This window comes from Paenibacillus physcomitrellae (genome assembly GCF_002240225.1).
Classification (GTDB): domain Bacteria; phylum Bacillota; class Bacilli; order Paenibacillales; family Paenibacillaceae; genus Fontibacillus; species Fontibacillus physcomitrellae.
In genome coordinates this window covers 2,867,558-2,884,491 of the sequence record NZ_CP022584.1, presented here as the reverse complement: position 1 = coordinate 2,884,491, position 16,934 = coordinate 2,867,558, and the positions used below count along the sequence as shown (strand labels likewise).

Annotated in this window: 12 protein-coding genes and 1 pseudogene; 11 read left to right on the top strand and 2 right to left on the bottom strand. The window is 47.7% G+C overall.

Annotated features, from left to right (window positions below; all coding sequences use genetic code 11):
- Positions 1-278 precede the first annotated feature (278 nt).
- Entirely contained in the window at positions 279-752 is a 474-nt protein-coding gene (tnpA, locus tag CBE73_RS13045; RefSeq protein WP_068693347.1) for an IS200/IS605 family transposase, read from the top strand.
- Between the two features lie 304 nt (positions 753-1,056).
- Here the strand turns inward: tnpA and CBE73_RS13040 are convergent, their stop codons facing one another.
- A complete protein-coding gene (locus tag CBE73_RS13040) occupies positions 1,057-4,467 on the bottom strand; it encodes an endo-1,4-beta-xylanase (RefSeq protein WP_174704723.1) in 3,411 nt (1,136 codons plus the stop codon).
- A gap of 484 nt (positions 4,468-4,951) precedes the next feature.
- On the opposite strand from CBE73_RS13040, the gene CBE73_RS13035 reads away from it, so the two are divergent.
- The 10 genes from CBE73_RS13035 to CBE73_RS12990 all read left to right on the top strand — a co-directional run bounded on the left by CBE73_RS13035 (position 4,952) and on the right by CBE73_RS12990 (position 16,080).
- Positions 4,952-5,827, top strand: a complete 876-nt coding sequence (locus CBE73_RS13035) for an AraC family transcriptional regulator (RefSeq protein WP_094094574.1) — start codon at positions 4,952-4,954, stop codon at positions 5,825-5,827.
- 463 nt (positions 5,828-6,290) lie between these two features.
- On the top strand, positions 6,291-8,027 hold the full coding sequence (locus CBE73_RS13030) for a sensor histidine kinase (protein WP_094094573.1): 1,737 nt from the start codon (positions 6,291-6,293) through the stop codon (positions 8,025-8,027).
- Complete coding sequence (locus CBE73_RS13025; RefSeq protein ID WP_094094572.1) at positions 8,011-9,174, top strand: response regulator; 1,164 nt, start codon at positions 8,011-8,013, stop codon at positions 9,172-9,174. The genes CBE73_RS13030 and CBE73_RS13025 overlap by 17 nt, the downstream gene beginning before the upstream one ends.
- 174 nt (positions 9,175-9,348) lie before the next feature.
- Entirely contained in the window at positions 9,349-10,668 is a 1,320-nt protein-coding gene (locus CBE73_RS13020) for an ABC transporter substrate-binding protein (RefSeq protein WP_094094571.1), read from the top strand.
- A gap of 30 nt (positions 10,669-10,698) precedes the next feature.
- Positions 10,699-11,643, top strand: a complete 945-nt coding sequence (locus CBE73_RS13015) for a carbohydrate ABC transporter permease (protein ID WP_094094570.1) — start codon at positions 10,699-10,701, stop codon at positions 11,641-11,643.
- Between the two features lie 19 nt (positions 11,644-11,662).
- Positions 11,663-12,475 (top strand): carbohydrate ABC transporter permease, encoded by an 813-nt coding sequence (locus CBE73_RS13010; protein ID WP_094094569.1) that lies wholly within the window; start codon positions 11,663-11,665, stop codon positions 12,473-12,475.
- A gap of 73 nt (positions 12,476-12,548) precedes the next feature.
- On the top strand, positions 12,549-14,279 hold the full coding sequence (locus CBE73_RS13005) for an MGH1-like glycoside hydrolase domain-containing protein (protein WP_094094568.1): 1,731 nt from the start codon (positions 12,549-12,551) through the stop codon (positions 14,277-14,279).
- A gap of 248 nt (positions 14,280-14,527) precedes the next feature.
- Positions 14,528-14,728 carry a cold-shock protein gene (locus CBE73_RS13000; protein WP_068698711.1) on the top strand — a complete coding sequence of 67 codons (201 nt, stop codon included), beginning with the start codon at positions 14,528-14,530 and terminating at the stop codon, positions 14,726-14,728.
- Positions 14,729-14,805: 77 nt separating this feature from the next.
- Entirely contained in the window at positions 14,806-15,018 is a 213-nt protein-coding gene (locus CBE73_RS12995) for a cold-shock protein (protein WP_083180409.1), read from the top strand.
- A gap of 246 nt (positions 15,019-15,264) precedes the next feature.
- Entirely contained in the window at positions 15,265-16,080 is an 816-nt protein-coding gene (locus CBE73_RS12990; protein ID WP_094094567.1) for a methyl-accepting chemotaxis protein, read from the top strand.
- Between the two features lie 14 nt (positions 16,081-16,094).
- Here CBE73_RS12990 and CBE73_RS12985 read toward each other — a convergent pair.
- A pseudogene (locus CBE73_RS12985) lies at positions 16,095-16,693 on the bottom strand (YfbR-like 5'-deoxynucleotidase).
- Between the last annotated feature and the right edge of the window lie 241 nt (positions 16,694-16,934).

Sequence of the window (16,934 nt, the reverse complement as noted above, 5' to 3'; positions counted from 1 at the left end):
AGCTTATTATATAAGGCAAACGAGGACTTATTGGTATAATAAGAAATCTTTTAAAATTCGAGGGACAACAGTTCGACTCCCCTCGCCTCCATATGCAGTACCAAAAAAGCGACCTCGTGAGGTCGCTTTTTTTGTTATAGGCTTTAGCCTGTTGAGCGCGTGAAACGTGCGAAATATAAAACCACCCGCTATGCGGGTGGAGGGATCTAGGGTTACACCAATAAGACCATCCGGATAAAATTGAGATGTTCAGGCTCAATTCGAAAGGATGGTCTTATATGGCAAATAAAAATTTTAGTTTAGCGCACACAAAGTGGATGTGTAAGTATCACATTGTGTTCACCCCGAAGTATAGACGTAAAGAGATCTACAATCAAGTGAGACGAGATCTAATTGAAATTATGAAGCGTCTATGTAAATACAAAGGAGTCGAGATCTTAGAAGGCCATATGATGCCGGATCATGTCCACATGCTGGTAGCGATCCCACCGAAAATATCTGTATCTTCCTTTATGGGCTATCTAAAAGGGAAAAGCGCACTCATGATCTTCGAAAAGCATGCCAATTTGAAGTATAAGTATGGGAATCGGAAATTCTGGGCGGAAGGCTACTACGTAAGTACAGTAGGGTTAAATGAAGCCACCGTCGCCAAATACATTCGAGAGCAAGAGGCACATGACCAGGCAGTAGATAAGCTGAGTGTAAAAGAGTATGAAGATCCATTCAGCAGCAACAAGAGCAAGAAAAAGTGAAACCAGTTTAACTGGTAAGTGAAAGAGACAAATAACACTGAGCCTGAACGCTTTGTGGTCAGGCTAGCGTCTTTAGGCGCAGTTTGGCAACAGGGGGTTATACCCCTAGTGCAAACCACCCGTTGGACGGGTGGTTCTGATTTTCGTATACGTTGCGGTTAGTAAATACGAGTGGTTGTTGGGATTGTGCTGATTCTGACGATGAATAAGAAATAATTCTGATGATGTAGGGTGTGGTACCAGACCCAGTTGTTAAAAAGGTATGGTAGTCGTTCTTAAGTGTGTAGGTTGTTAAATCACCAGCTTACAGGTCAAGTCCCAGGTCAAGCACAATGTTTAGCATCCGAACAATGATTGCTACCGACTGCTCGCGGGTAGCGGTAGCGTTCGGTGCAAACTTGTCGTCGCCGACACCGCTCACAATACCTGCCTGGCTAAGCTGATTGATATAGTCAGCGGCCCAGTTATCGTCGATATCAGAGAAGTTCGTTCCATTAGCTGCACTCATATTCAGAATACGAGCCAAGATTGCAGCCATTTCGGCGCGAGTAATCTCTTGATCCGGCTTGAAGTTGCCATCACCCGTACCGTTCACGATACCTGCACGATGCAATGCACTAATGTCAGTACTCGCCCAGTGACCGGCCGTATCAGAGAAGGAACCATCCGCTCTTGTCGTGTCAAGACCCAGCGCGCGGACGATCATCGTAGCAAATTCGGCGCGTGTTACTTTCACAGAGCCGTGGAACATACCATCAGATTTGCCTTCGATAAGACCCAGCTGTGCAGCAAGCTGTACTGCCTTAGTAGACGAGCTTGCAGCAGGTAGGTCAGAGAAGTTGACTGGCTCGTTCGATTGCAGTGCTTGTTGCACTGCGGCCTTCACTTGCTTTACATCTACAAGTTGGCTATCCAACAGCGGCTTCTCTGGAGTTGGCTTCTTATCTGTAGAACCATCCGCTGCACCTAAACCTATAACTGTATAGAATGCCGCCTTAGGTCTATAGCTGTTGTCGAACAGCAAAGGCATACCCGATCCACGCCAGCTTTGAATATCGGCTTTGCCCCAGAATGTAACGCGGTCGATATTGGCAGCATATTTCTTGTAAATGGTAAACAGGGTGCCGTATTCATTCGCTTGTTTAGCTAACTTCGCTTCGTCAAGGTGATAGTTGTTGTTGGCTGAGTAAGGAATATCAAGCTCAGAAACACTGACACTAGCTCCAGCATCAACGAATCTTTTGATAGCTCTTTCTACTTCTTGTGCATTCACGTCCGGCTTGCTATTAATCCAGAAGTGAGATTGCATGCCAACGCCTTCGATCAACTTGCGATCATCATAACGGGAATCTTGCTCCCACTGCGCGTTAAGGTCTTCAACCATTTGAGCAATTTCCTCGTATTTGTAAGTCTCGTTGTAGTCGTTGTAATACAACGTAGCTGTGCTGCCAATTTGGGCCTGAGCTAAGTGTGCGAATACGAACGCATCGTAAATATAATCCGCGCCGCTCTCGCCTTTGCTCTCGTCCGCGCCATTGGTATAAGCAGTAAGCCAAGGTGAACTGCGTAGACCCGTTTTCCAATCCGTACCATTGAATTTTGCCGTGTTGTCGTCGAAAGCTTCGTTTACAATGTCCCAGGAAATAAGGTTAGGGCTGTTGAAATGCGTGATTACATTGGTAATATAAGTTTCCATATTAGCTTTGGCGGCTGCACGTGTGCCAGAAGCGCCAGAGTTAATGAAAGCTGGAGTCTGTGAATGCCATACAAGCGTATGCCCGTGAATGGACTGGTTATTCTCTTCAGCCCACTTAACAATTTGATCAGAACCTGCAAAGTTATACTTGCTGAGATTCGACAAGTCGCTTGCCGAAGAGATGTTCTTCAAAATATTTTCAGGCTTCATCGCATTTTCAGCGGTTACTACGTTGTACTGCTTGTCGTACATGGCAGTAAGTGTTGTATCCGTAGTTTGCTCTGGCTCCATGATGTTGCCGATTTTGAAGTATTTGCTGTAAGCGTCTTTCAGCGAGGGCAGCGACAGATCCCACTTCGGTTCCGGCCATACATAATCGTCTGGCACGAATGTAGAAGCCTCGGCAGCCCAATCTACCAGAGTGTTTCCACTATCATCCGTGATCTTAATGCTGTTCAGAATAAAGTCATTACTGCCTGATGTGCCACGAATACCAATGTTACCAATAAGTCCTTGATCAGGTTCGCTGCCGCTCATGGTGAAGTCGATCGCAAAGTCAGTCGCTTCAGCTTTTTCGACACCCGTGTACGAAGCCGGAATTCCGTCAGCTTTTACGCCAACTGCATAGGTGCGGTTAGGATCTGCTGTGACAACTCCATTATCTCCTTGAGTATAACCGCCATTATCATTGCCTGTAACCCAACGTACTCGATATCCAGTTGCCCCTGTGGAAGTGGCGTTGAATGTAAGGTGATATTTTGCGTCTTTAACAGGTGTGAAAGCCACTGCGTCGCCAGTAGAGAAAGGCCATACTGAACTGTCGGTACCCAAAATAATGTTAGCGCCTGACCAGCTGTCGCCATTGGATGTCAGCGAAACATGGACACCAGGAACATTCGACAATGATTTAGGAGGCATGGCTGTTCCACCTTTAACTTTAATTACAAGTGTATCAATCACAAATCGGGACAAACCAGGGTCGGCTTGTATTCTAAGCCCCGAGGTTTCGCCTGTATCTGCAGCTGCTGTTCCGCTATAACTTAATGTGAATGTGTCAGCTGCATCGACTGATTTTAAAGTGGCATAGGAAGATGCTGAACCACCTAAAATAATTTGTGCGCCGTTAGGAATCGTAAAGCCAGCAGGAATATGCCCTGTCAGTTCAACAGTGTAATCAGCGCCAGCTGTTAAGCCGATTGCGGAAGCTTTAATGTCAACGCCATGCCAGCTATCTGTTCTGTTCGAAAGGTCAAGTGATACTGTGCCGTTACCGTTAGAGATCGCGTTGATGGTTAGAGGGCCGGCTTTTTGCAAATAGGTATTTCCACCAGCAGAAACGAGATCAGCAAGCCCGGTATCCTGTTGCAGGTCGTAGGCTGTAACAGCCTTATCAGAAGCCGGGGGTGTGTCGGTTGGAGGTGTTGGAATTGTTGGGGTAGTTCCTGTGGATGTGATCATAATACTGTCGATAACGAACTTATCTAAAGTGCCTTTAGTATCTTGGATCCTTAGGTTGGTTGATTTATCCACATAGCCGCTAAGTGTTGCATAGTCAAAAGCATAATCCAATGTAAACGAAACACCTGCTGCAGCGTTATCCGTAGTCTTTAAATAGTCATAGCCGTCATTAGACTTGCCAAGCAGCATTTGATCGTCCTCGTAGCCTGTTGCATCTGCTGGTAGGTGACCTTTTACTTGAAGCTCAAAGGTTGCCCCGCCAATCGCCTTTATTGGCGCGGTCAAAATATCAACGCCGTTATAGTTTGCTGTTCTTCCAGAAATTTCGATTGTTTTTACCCCGGCAGTGTCAGTAACATTAAAGGCGTTGTCACCAGATTTTTGCAAGTTATCTGTGGAAGTAAATGCGCCAGCGACAAGTTTGGCATCGCTTTGCATATCGTAGATAACATTCGGGCCGCTAGGATCCGCCGCCCTTGCATTGTGCGTTATTCCAAACTGTGGCAAAAATAAGGCAACCGCAAACACTACCATCATAATCTGTTTAAACCGTTTGTTCATGGTGTTACTTCCCCTCCCCAAATATGATCTAGCCTCTCGGTACTTGCCGAGGTTTGTGGCATAAGGATTTTCTTGTACCGCCAATCCTGCCTTCATCCCACTGCTGTTTTGTTGGCTCGACCTCCTGAAGTTTTTGTAAAACAATAATGTAATCGCATACATAAGCGCGGTGATAATTTATGTATATCAAAAAAAATGAAGGCTAGCCTTGCAGTATATGCACGACAGATATCAGGTCTTCTCATAAGGGAGCCAAATAAATGGGATGGTGAAATAAGCGGAGCATCGAATAAGATTTTGTCCGCATGCGTTGATACTACATCCTAAAAAATATAGAATAACACTAAGAACGTAATCGCTTTCAACGAGGAAAATAATCTTATATATCATAAGGAAGAGAAGGATAGCCTTGCCATACATGCACGAGCGTTATCATTTCGCGCAAAGGGAAATCTAGCCGAATGGATGGGATGAGGTAAAACCTATGAATTCAATGGAACGAATCAATAGTGCGATTGATTATGTTGAAGCCCATATCACAGAGGAAATTGACTTTCAGCAGGTGGCTCGAAGAGCGTACTGCTCGGCATACCATTTTCAACGTATGTTTTCCTATATAACGGATATCTCCATCTCTGAATATATTCGCCGCAGGAGGCTAACGCTGGCTGCGTTCGACTTGCGTGAGGGCGGGGAGAAAGTCATCGACGTAGCTGCCAAGTATCGATATAAATCACCTGAAGCTTTCTCGCGGGCATTCAAAAGCATGCACGGTATCATGCCCACGCTGGCGCGGAACCCGGGCACGTCGCTCAAGGCCTATCCTAAGCTTTCCTTCCATATGTCTATGGATGGCGATAGCGAGATCAGTTATCGGATCATGCAGAAGCCTGCTTTCGAGGTATGCGGAATTAAAACGGATATCATCGCGGATCCGGAGCGGACGAACGCCCAGATCACTAAGTTCTGGGATGATAATATCGACAGCGGCGCCGTGGCTCAATTCCATCGTGATATCAGGCTGGACTATAATACTCCGCTTAACGCTGCGCTTTTCAATTATTCGCCGAGGATGTTCTCCTATATGATTTGCTATGATTCGCCTAGCAGCAGCGTGCCTCCGGGATACTTCGTGCTGCCTGTTCCGTCACTTACCTGGGCGGTGTTCTTTACCGATAAGCATCCTGGTTCGGAAACCACAAGGGTTGTTCGTCGCTTACGCGAACGGATTTTCCTTGAATGGTTCCCAACGTCCGGTTACACGCAAGCTGAAGGTCCAGAATTTGAGATGTTTAGTCAGGACAACGGTATCTTTTCTGTGGAGGTATGGATTCCAATTACGAAAGCGGATAGATGCTAGTCTATGAGTCTTCGAAGAATTTGTAACTTTGAATAGCCAAGGTTCGCCTCCATACATAAAATCCACAACCGAATCCGGTTGTGGATTTTATTTTTACAAATAAAACTAAACAAATTTGATCTGCAATCTTCGAAAAAGAAACTGCAGACAGCTCCCTTACTTTATCACCCTAACGTCTCCTGTGCTTCACAAGGCTATACGGTATAATGGGTACCAGCAAACAGGTTCCCGGCACATTCTAATAGCTTATTAGCCAGCGTTAACAGGACGGCGAATCGAACAAGAATGCCCTTTGTACCGGACAAATGGGAGACCCCGTAGTCCTCGGGCTTAGCTAGTCCAACAGATTGACCCTTTATCGAGCACGTTCGCGAGTCTGCCGCAGGAACTGAATCCTCTACACTTGTAATATAGGTTACATTAGGCACTTTACTCATGTCGTAAATCAGGGGGACTGCCAAGAATGAAAGGCTTATTGCACGAATGGCTCAGACGGCGATTGCAAACGCCTTATAGAAGCTTACGCTTCAAGCTGATGACTTTTTTCCTTCTTGTGGCCATTATTCCGCTGCTTTCTTTGGGAGTTCTATCCTACCGTTCGTCGTCCAGTCTGACCCACAATCAATTTGGTAAATACGGACAATATGCGGTTACACAGGTACAAAATCAGGTTGATGCGCAGCTAAACCAAATGAAAATCACGGCGGAAAGCATTTATTCTTATTTGCTGGATCCAACGAAAAGCGTCATTACCGAAGAAGTACCGAGGACGTATAGGCAGATCCAGGAGAAGAATGATTTTGAGGACTTTTTGAAAGCGCTTAAGTCAGATGACTACACTCGAATCTATGTGATTACACAATCGGGTTATTACTATGGTGATAACGATCTATACATGAGCATGCTGGAGCAGGAAAGCTGGTGGAAAGACTTCTCTTCCTCCCATACCGACGAATATTGGATCGGTATGCACCCGGCCATTTATTACAAGGAAGGTTCAAAAAATGCCGGTGAGGACGTGATCGGGCTCATCCTGCCGATACGTAATCAACAAGGACCACTGGAGAATGCGCGTATTCTCATCGAGATGAAGGCGGACAAAATCTATAATTTGTTTCATCTGCTCGAACGTGATACGAACGCCCATGTTGCACTTCGCGGGAATTCCAATCAATCAATTTACAAGACAAACGATCATTTCATTCCCCATGCGGATGATGTGATCTGGACGAGTCTGCTCAAAACAAACGACTGGACAATCGAAGCCAGGCTGTCTTATCAGCAATTTTATCGATCCACGGCAGTTATTCGCTCTTATACAGTCATTGGTTTGGCGGGGGCGATGCTGCTAGCCATGCTGCTGGCTTACTGGCTGTCCTCACGGCTTACCGGCAGAATCAAACATTTGAAGAATTTGATGCTCAAAGCAGGAACGGGTCAACTCGAAGCCCGGTTCACCATCGATTCCGATGATGAGCTGGGCGTGCTGGGCAGAAGTTTCAACAACATGCTTGAGCAGATACAATCGCTGTTCGACGAAGTGGCGCGGACCGAGAAGCTGAAGAAAGAAGCGGAGCTCAGGGCCATGCATTATCAAATTAATCCGCATCTGCTGTTCAACACGCTGAACTCGATTCAATGGAAGGCGAGACTGCAGGGCAATGAGGAGATTAGGCAGATGCTGTATCACTTAACGGTGGTGCTGGAAGGCAATCTGGATCTTTCCCAGGAGCTGGTGACGGTGGAGCAGGAGCTGAAGCGGATTGATCACTTCTTAAGCATTCAGCGAATCCGATTCGGGGAGGTGTTCGATTATGAACGGGACATTGATGAACGGGCGATCCATTGTCTTATACCGCGGATGAGTCTGCAGCCGTTATTCGAAAATATATTTTTCCACGGCTTTGAGGATGGCGCCGGGCGCATCGTCCTGCGGCTGAAAGCAGAGAACGATTACCTGCAGATGATCCTGGAGGACGATGGGCGAGGGATTGACGAAGCTAGGCTCCGAACGCTCCTGCAGGCGGAAACGCCAAAGACTACGCGGGGAGGTTTGGGGCTTTATAACGTTGATCAGAAATTTAAGCTGCATTTCGGGCCGGGTTTCGGTCTTCGCATAGAATCGACGAAAGGGAAAGGGACGACGATCACGTTCGTATGGCCTAGAAGAGAGGAGACTGAGGATGGACGTGCCAATTAAAGTGTTGATTGCTGACGATGAAGTCATTGTACGCAAAGGATTACGAATGACGGTGAATTGGGCGGACTACGGGATGGAGATAGTAGCAGATGTGCCGAACGGTACCAAGGCTTGGGAAGCCTTTGAAGAACACAAACCTCAGGTGGTCATCACGGATATCGTAATGCCGGAGCTGGACGGCATTGAACTGACTAAACGGATTAAGGGCGCGGAGCCTAAGACAAAAATATTGCTGTTAAGCTGCCACCGGGATTTCGAATATGCGCAGCAAGGCATCAAGCTGGGTGTCTCCGGCTATTTGGTGAAGACGGCCTTCGAAGATGAGGAATTGGATCTTTATTTGGATGAATTCCGGCGAGAGATCCTCGCTGAGCGAGCGGCAGCAGGAACAGAAGCGGCGGCGGAGGCCCGATTCAATGCGTTGTTCAGCTCTTGGCTGTATGGGGCGGATAATGAATTTGAGGGCGAGCTGCAGCAGCGCTGGAACGCGGAATGGAGCTGGATGGAGCATGGTGTGTACTTGTATGTCATTCAGGTGGCTCAGGATTTTGGCGAGCTGCTGGCTTCCTTGGATCGATTGGATCCGGGAGCAGTTATTCCTTTTAGCCGCGAACGCTGTTACGCAGCAGCATCCCCGGCTATGAAGCTCAAGCTCGATACGCTCCTGCTTGAGCGTAAGAGCGCGATCGCTGCGATGTATGTCCACAAGAGCGGTGAGATCAAGCACCCCGCAGCCTGGATGGAGGAAGCGCTTGAATTGCATCGCAAGGTGGAGCTCGAACGCAAGTATGGAATCGAAGCCGAGAGCTGGCCCTCGCCGCTGCTTCAGGCCGTCCGTCTGGTGGCAGACAATTTAAAATACCCGTGGTCAGTCACTGAGGTAGCCGAACGGGTTGGTTTAAGCCGCAGCCACTTCAGTACACTGTTCAAGAAGGTTTCGGGCGAGAACTTTATAGATTTCCTATATCGGCTTAGATTAGAGCTGGCTTGTGAGCTGCTCTGCCATACAACGATGACGCTACAGGAGATCGGGGAGCAGATTGGCATGAGCGACGGCAAGTATTTCAGCAAATGGTTTAAGCGCAGCAACGGAATGACACCGAGTCAATTCCGTGGCCGACAAAAGGACGAATCCCGGCAAACGTAGCGACCCCTGTCTGCCAGCCGCAGCCATAGTCGGACAAATACGCCCAAAACGACGAACGCCCGTCAGTGTTGAACCGCTTACATCATCTCTACAATAAGGGATGTAAGCGGTTTATAAATTTACTCCCGCTTACACTCGCTCATTACTTAAATAAATAGCATAGGGGGAAGACAAATGAAGAAAAGCGTCATCGTCCTGACAAGTATGCTTCTGCTGTCCATGCTTGCGCTAAGTGCTTGCGGTTCAAGCGGCAGCGGCAATTCTGGCAACAACGGTGGGAATGCGGCTGCCGGCAAGGACAACGGCAGCGAACAGCAGACTGCAGGTGGCAGCTCGCAGGAGCCGGTTACCATTCGTTTTGCCACATGGGATACAGGCCAGTCCTTGCAGTTCGAACAGGAAGTGGCCAAGCAATTCGAGCAGAAGCATCCGAATATCAAAGTTCAAGTGGAACCGTACGGCGACGGATTTGACCAGAAGATGTCGGCCGGCTTCGGGGCAGGCGATCCGCCGGATGTCATGTACATGTATAACTTTCCAACCTATAAAGAATCATTGGAGCCGTTGGACAGCTATATCGAGAAGGATGCGGATTTGAACATTGATGATTTCTATCCCGGATTGCTGAACTATGACCGAATCGACGGGGTTACTTACGGTTTGCCGGTAGGCTTTACGACAAGGGTCGTTTACTACAACAAGAAGCTGTTTGATGAAGCAGGTGTCGCGTATCCCCAAGATGGCTGGACCTGGGATGATCTGAAGCAGATGGCGGTTAAATTGACGGATAAGAGTAAAAAGCAGTACGGCATCGGCATGCGTGCCAGCGTCGACGTATATGGGCTGCAAGGCACGGTATGGAGCAACGGCGGCAGCTACGTCAGCGACGACGGCAAGCAGATCGACGGTTACATGAATGGGAAAGAGACGGTAGAGGCGCTGGAGACGCAGAGCAATGCCATCAAGGATGGCTACGGCGTGCTGGTCGGTGGCAAAAACCAGCAAAGCGGCGACGATATTTTTAAAGCCGGGAAAATTGCGATGTGGGAAACGGGCCTTTGGCCGCTGCAAGGCTTTAAGGACGCCAACATGGATTTTGGAACGGTCGTAACGCCGGCATTCGGCGACAAGCCGCTCAAAGGGGTTATTAACGAATCCGCCATTTCGATTGCCAAGGATTCCAAGCATAAAGAGGAGGCCTGGGAGTTCTTGAAGTTCTTCGTATCACCGGAATCCATCAAGATTCGCACGGCAGACCTGCCTGTCCGCTCCAGCACTGCGAAGGAGATGAATTTGTCGGAAGATCCGCTGTATAAACCGTTCTATACGATGCTGGATCGCTCGACGAACATCCCGGCATTTCTGCTCAATCCGAAATGGGATCAAATCGACAGCAATCTGGCGACAGCGGTCGAAGCGATTATGCTCGGCAACGATGCACAGGATGCGATGGATCAGGCCGTCAAGGACTCCGAGAAATATTTGAATCATTAACACCCATTCTCACGGAAGGGACGGACAGAGATGAATTCTACCGTTAATACCCATTATCCGCTTGCGAAGGGGCGCAGAAAGATCAAGTGGGGTAGGGTCACACCCTACCTCTTTATCTTTCCTTGGCTGTTCGGGCTGTTTGCCTTCACGCTCGGACCGCTGCTTTTTTCGCTGGTTGTCAGCTTTTTCGATTGGCCGATTGTCGGCCAGTCCCATTTTATCGGCTTCGGCAATTATATTGAAATGTTCACTGCCGACCCGTTGTTTTGGACCTCCTTGGAAGTGACGGTCAGATTTGCTGCTTTATTTGTTCCGCTCAATCTGATCATTGCGCTTGGACTTGCCATGCTGCTGCATCACAATCGGCGGGGGAAGGCTTTTTTTCGCACCGTGTTTTATCTGCCTTCGGTTATTTCCGGCGTAGCGCTTGCGATGATTTGGGCCTGGGTGTATAGCGGTGAATACGGCATTCTGAATTATTTCCTGTCGCTACTCGGCATTCAAGGGCCGGACTGGCTGAACAGTTCAACCTGGGCCCCGGTGTCGATTGTCATCGCAAGCCTCTGGGGGCAGGGAACGATGATGCTGATTTTCCTGGCAGGGCTGAAGAACATCCCTCAAGAGTTGTTCGAGGCCGCCTCGATCGACGGGGCGGGTTCGGTGCATAAGTTCCTGCGGATTACGCTGCCTATGCTCAGTCCAACGCTGCTGTTCAATCTGATTATGACCATCATTTCGGCGTTCCAGCAGCTGACGTTGTCGCTTGTGCTTACTGGGGGAGGACCGCTGCACAAGACGTATTTCTACGCCATGTATACGTACGAGAACGCGTTCAAATACTCGCGGATGGGTTATTCCGCCGCTAATGCCTGGTTTATGTTCATTATTGTGCTGGTATTGACGCTCTTGGTATTCAAGTCCTCCTCCGCTTGGGTGTACTACGAAGGCGAAGTGAAGAAAAACAAAGGCGCATAATAGAAAGGAGGAGATCCGAATGCGCAGAAGCTTGAATTACTTCTTATTGATCATGTTTTCAATTTTATTCCTGGCGCCGTTCTTCTGGATGGTGACGACAGCGTTGAAGTCAATCGATGAACTTTATTTGTTCCCGCCGAAATGGATTCCATCAAAGCTGCACTTCGATAATTTTATCGATGCCTGGAAATCGCAGCCGTTCCATATATATTTGAAAAACTCCTTGACCGTGACCATCATGACGATGCTCGGCCAGCTGATCTCTTCGTCTCTGGTCGCTTACGGCTTCGCCCGGTTTCAATTTAAAGGCAAAGACTTTTTGTTCATCCTGCTGCTGGCGACGATGATGATCCCTTGGGAAGTGACGATGATTCCCTTGTATATGGAATTCAATTGGCTGGGGTGGATCAACTCGTTAAAAACGCTGATCGTGCCATCGTGGTTCGGGGCGCCGTTCTTTATTTTTCTGATGCGGCAGTTTATTATGACTATTCCGCTTGAACTGGAGGAGGCCGCGCGTATAGATGGGGCAAACCGGCTGCAGATTTTCACAAGATTAATCATACCCCTGATGGCGCCGGTGCTTATTCTAGTAGGTGTCTTCCAATTCCTGAACAGCTGGAACGATTATCTGGGGCCGCTCATTTTCCTGAACGATCAAAGTAACTATACCCTGACGCTGGGGCTTGCTTTGTTCAGGGGCGTATACGGTGTAGACATGAGGGGTGTTATGGCGGTAACGGCATTGATTTGCCTGCCGCCGCTGGCAATCTTTTTCGCGGCGCAGCGCCATATCGTAGGCGGTATCGCGAGCACCGGCATCAAAGGCTAACGGAATCAAAGGGCATCGGAAGATGAAGATGACTCCGATCTCGTCTGCGCAATTTAGAGAGGATGGTGACGAAATGGAATTTAACTTGAAGGGTCAGGCGTTCAGTACGTATGGTGCGTACACGGCTTTTTCTTATCCTTTTGATAGAGATAGCGATTATAAGAACAACGTTTGCTTGCGTATTTTGTACGGAAGTTTCGCCGATCAGGAGCATTATCCGATTCTGCTGCTGGATGAGCTTGGGAGGCAGGTGCTCTACCAAGCTATCGGTACGCCGGAGGAATGTAGGCTGATCGGACAGGACCAAGAGCTGAGGTTTTGTTATCAGGACACAAAAACGATTCATTTCAACGGCAATTGCGGCGTGCAGATCGACAAGGAAAAGTTAAAGCAATATGATCGCATTATTTATCACAAGGACTCTATGTGGGAATTTGCCGGTGATACTTCTTCTTTAATGGTGATCGTCGATAAGGGCAAAGTTCAAAACGACTCTGTTTGGAACCGCCAAGGAATAGGAAACGAGCGGTTTGCGTTCCGATTAGATCCGGACGATTCGGGTCAGCTTGATTTTCAAATCGTGCAATTCGACGTCACGTTTCACCCGCAGCCTTATCGGGATTATCCATTTAATGTGCAGACGAAGAAAAAAGAGTTCGCCCGGTTCGCAGCCCAAATGCCGAGTGTCCCGGAACCATATGCAGAGCTTGCGGAATTGGCTCTTTACATCAATTGGTCCGGCGTGGTTGAGCCTGAGGGCTACGTCAAGGTACCGGCTATGCTCATGACCAAGTCCTACATGAATTTTATCTGGAGCTGGGACTATGCCTTTAATGCTTTGGCCATGTGCCAAGGCTGGGAGCAGCTTGCTTATGATCAGTTCTTGTCGATGGCTCGTGTTCAGGATGAGGACGGCGCTTACCCCGATTGCTTTCATGCCCGTAAAATCATTAGGGGGTTTGTAAAACCTCCCGTTCAGGGATTTATCCTGGAACGTATGATGGAGCATTCTCTCCCTTCGGAGGAGGTCTTGCAAGAGCTGTACCACTCCATTTCCAAGCTTACCGAATGGTGGCTGAGCTACCGGAGCGGCGCCGATGGAATTCCGCTCTATTATCACGGCAATGATTCGGGGTGGGATAACGGGACTGTATTTGCCGAAGGTGTCCCGGTCCAATCGCCTGATCTTTGTACTTGGCTGATCCTGCAAATGGATTTCCTGAAGCAGACAGCCCTGAAGCTCAATCAACCGGAAGAAGCCGCGGACTGGGAGAGAAGAGCCGATGATTTGTTAGCCAGGATGCTGACAACGCTCGTTGAAGAGGATCAATGGATTGCCCGAAAGGTTCCGGAGAACACGATCGTCGGCACAACAAGCCTTATGCTGTACATCCCGCTGCTGCTGGGCGACAGATTGCCTGATCGATTACGTGAGCGTATGCTTGGTTCACTGCTGGAGCACAATCGGTTCCGAACGGCAAACGGATATGCTTCCGAAGCGCTGGACAGCGATTTTTTCCAAGAAGACGGCTACTGGAGAGGGGCGATTTGGCCTCCCCTGGCCTATATCGTATCGGAAATTTTGAGAAGAAACGGGCATGAACAAGAAGCTTTGGAGAATGCCGAAAGCTATTGCAGAGTCTGCGCCGCGTCCGGGTTTGCCGAGAACTACAGCGCTTTGAACGGCCGGGCTTTGCGAGATACCGGATACACCTGGTCGACAAGTGTATTCCTGATCTTCCTGCGCGATTATTTAAGTTCTGCAACCCCTGCAAGTTCCGCCGGACAGCTGCAAGACAAATAAGCACGGCCAATAAGCCTTCAGCCAGAAATGGTTGTTGGCTTTTTTTACAAGCCATTGCAGAAGACAATAAATTTGCAGTAAAGTTGTAAATCAGCTCCAACTGTGGTATAGTTATTTTATTGAAATTTCGACCTGAACTCACATATTGTAGAGGGTTATGATTTTCATTTATAGCCTTGTACAATATGTGATTTTTTTTTGAAATTTGAAGATCATGTACAAAATTAAAAATATGGAGGTAATGAATCATGGAAAAAGGAACAGTAAAATGGTTTAACGCAGACAAAGGTTTTGGTTTTATCGAGGTTGAAGGCGGAGACGACGTATTCGTTCACTTCAGCGCTATCGTTGGCGACGGCTTCAAATCGCTGGACGAAGGTCAACGCGTTGAATTTAATGTAGTACAAGGCAACCGCGGCCCGCAAGCCGAGAACGTTGTTAAACTGTAAGACAGTGTGAGAAAGTCCCAACTGGTGTTGGGGCTTTTTTTTCGCTCATTATTCCAGAAGAGAAAGAGGGATGCTGCTTGTACTATTCACGGAAAAGACAGATGATCGACCTTCCAGAGGAAATGACAGCGATTTGGTCATGCACCAACGAAAATTGCAACGGGTGGATGAGGGACAACTTCGTTTTATTGAATCAACCGATCTGTGGCCAATGCAGCTCGCTTATGGAAAAGAGTGAGAAAATGCTGCCTATTTTAGCTAATACAAGTCCTAATCAGACGAAGCGTTAAATCGAGCGAGGATCATCAGGTAATCCAGATTCACCTATTGAATTTTTTTCATTTTGCTCCTTATATTACTTTCATCATCAGGATAAGAGACACTCGCGAAGAGTGTCTCTTTTGTTAATTCAGGCCAACAATTCCAAGCGAAGTTTTTCGCTAATCGTGTTTCGTAATCTATTGATTTTATTAGTTCAATTTCCGATAGTTAATATATTAGGTAATTTTTCATTAAAATATTGGGGGAATTACACCATGACGATTACATCCTTAGAGCAACTGATTGCGATGGTCCCTGTGTTCAAACAAGCGGTTCCCGTTGAATTATCCATTGCAGTCTGTGACAAGGAGAAATTTATAGCTTATTGGCCGGGGCAGGATATCCAGCTCCCTATTGAGGTTGGACAGCTCCTGCATGAGGAAGAACCGTTGACCCGGGCTATTAAAGGGGATGCCCCGATTAAAGCCGATGTGCCCGCCGAATTCTATGGATTCGAGTTTGTTGGAACGGCTTCGCCGCTTCACGATCCGGAGGGAGAGGTAATTGGCGGCATTGCGGTACAGGTACGCAAACAAAGAGAATTAATGGACATTTCCGATCAAATATCCGACGCCCTTTCGCAAGCGAGCAACGAGCTGAATGTCGTGGCTAACGGGTCAAATACACTGGCTGACCATACCGAACAGCTGCTTGATTTGGCCAAGGAAACGGTGGTTCAAGTCAACAAGACGGATGAAATTATTAAGCTTGTCAAAAATGTAGCCGACCAAACCAACCTGCTTGGCATTAACGCAGCCATCGAGGCGGCTCATGCGGGGGATACAGGCAGGGGGTTCGGCATCGTAGCCGGGGAGATCCGCAAGTTATCCCATACCACCGTCGACTCCACCAAAGAGGTGCAAGAGGTGCTGAAGAACTTCAGAGAGGCGACGAACCGCATCGAAACCTCGATTGAGCAAATCACGAAAGTGGTGGACGAGCAGGCAGCGTCTTCCCAGCAAATTTCATCGTTCATCGAAGAAATTCATCAAATGTCGGAGAAGTTAAACCTGTACGCCAAGAAGCTTTAATGCGGCAAGCCCGTTTACCTTTCCGCAATCATATTAAGAAACCAGCCTACCGAGGCTGGCTTTTTTCTGTTCAAATCTACTGTTAAAGAAGGCAGCTTGATGCCTTTGATTTTGATCAGGGGCGCTCGGTACATAAGCACAAATTCTTTCTCGGTATTTCCTCTTTGCAGCTCGGCAAAAGCTTCATAGATCTGGTCGAGTTTATCGGCTACCTCTAAAATACGGCTTTCCACGGAATCGTCCTTTCCTTCCCGCAGCTGACGGCGGAAGATCGATTTAAACTCTTCCGGAATATGCTCCTCGATAAAATGAGCCACCATGCCTTCCTCAACCTGCTGCAGCATAGCGCGAGCTCGAGGGAGTAATGCTTCACAGGCGTCTTGATATCGTCGATAAAAATTTCCCCGTAATCATGACTGCTCGTGATTTCGAACAGCTTCTTTCAGTCCACGGTGACGCTGTGGCTTTCTTCAATATCCGCCAAGGTTTTGGCGTATTGCACGACTTTCCAGGAATGCTCGGACACGCTGTGCTCCTGAAACTTGAACTTACCAGGGCATCGGATAATTCGCTCTAAATCGGTTAACGATTGGAAGTAGGTATGAATCCCCATCTTATGAGTTCCTTTCATGTTGGAATGAATAGCGCGCTGTATACCTAGTATAAGCCTCATTTGTTATTGGATCGTTAACTGGGAAAGGAAGTTATTACATTAAAGTGGATATGAGAATTCTAATCTTATATAAAAAAAACGACAGTCCTTGTTCGATACTTCCAATTCAGCTAAACTAGAAGTAGATTTAGGTATATTTTCCTATTTCACTTTCTGTAAAGCTGCTTTTTATTCTTCATTT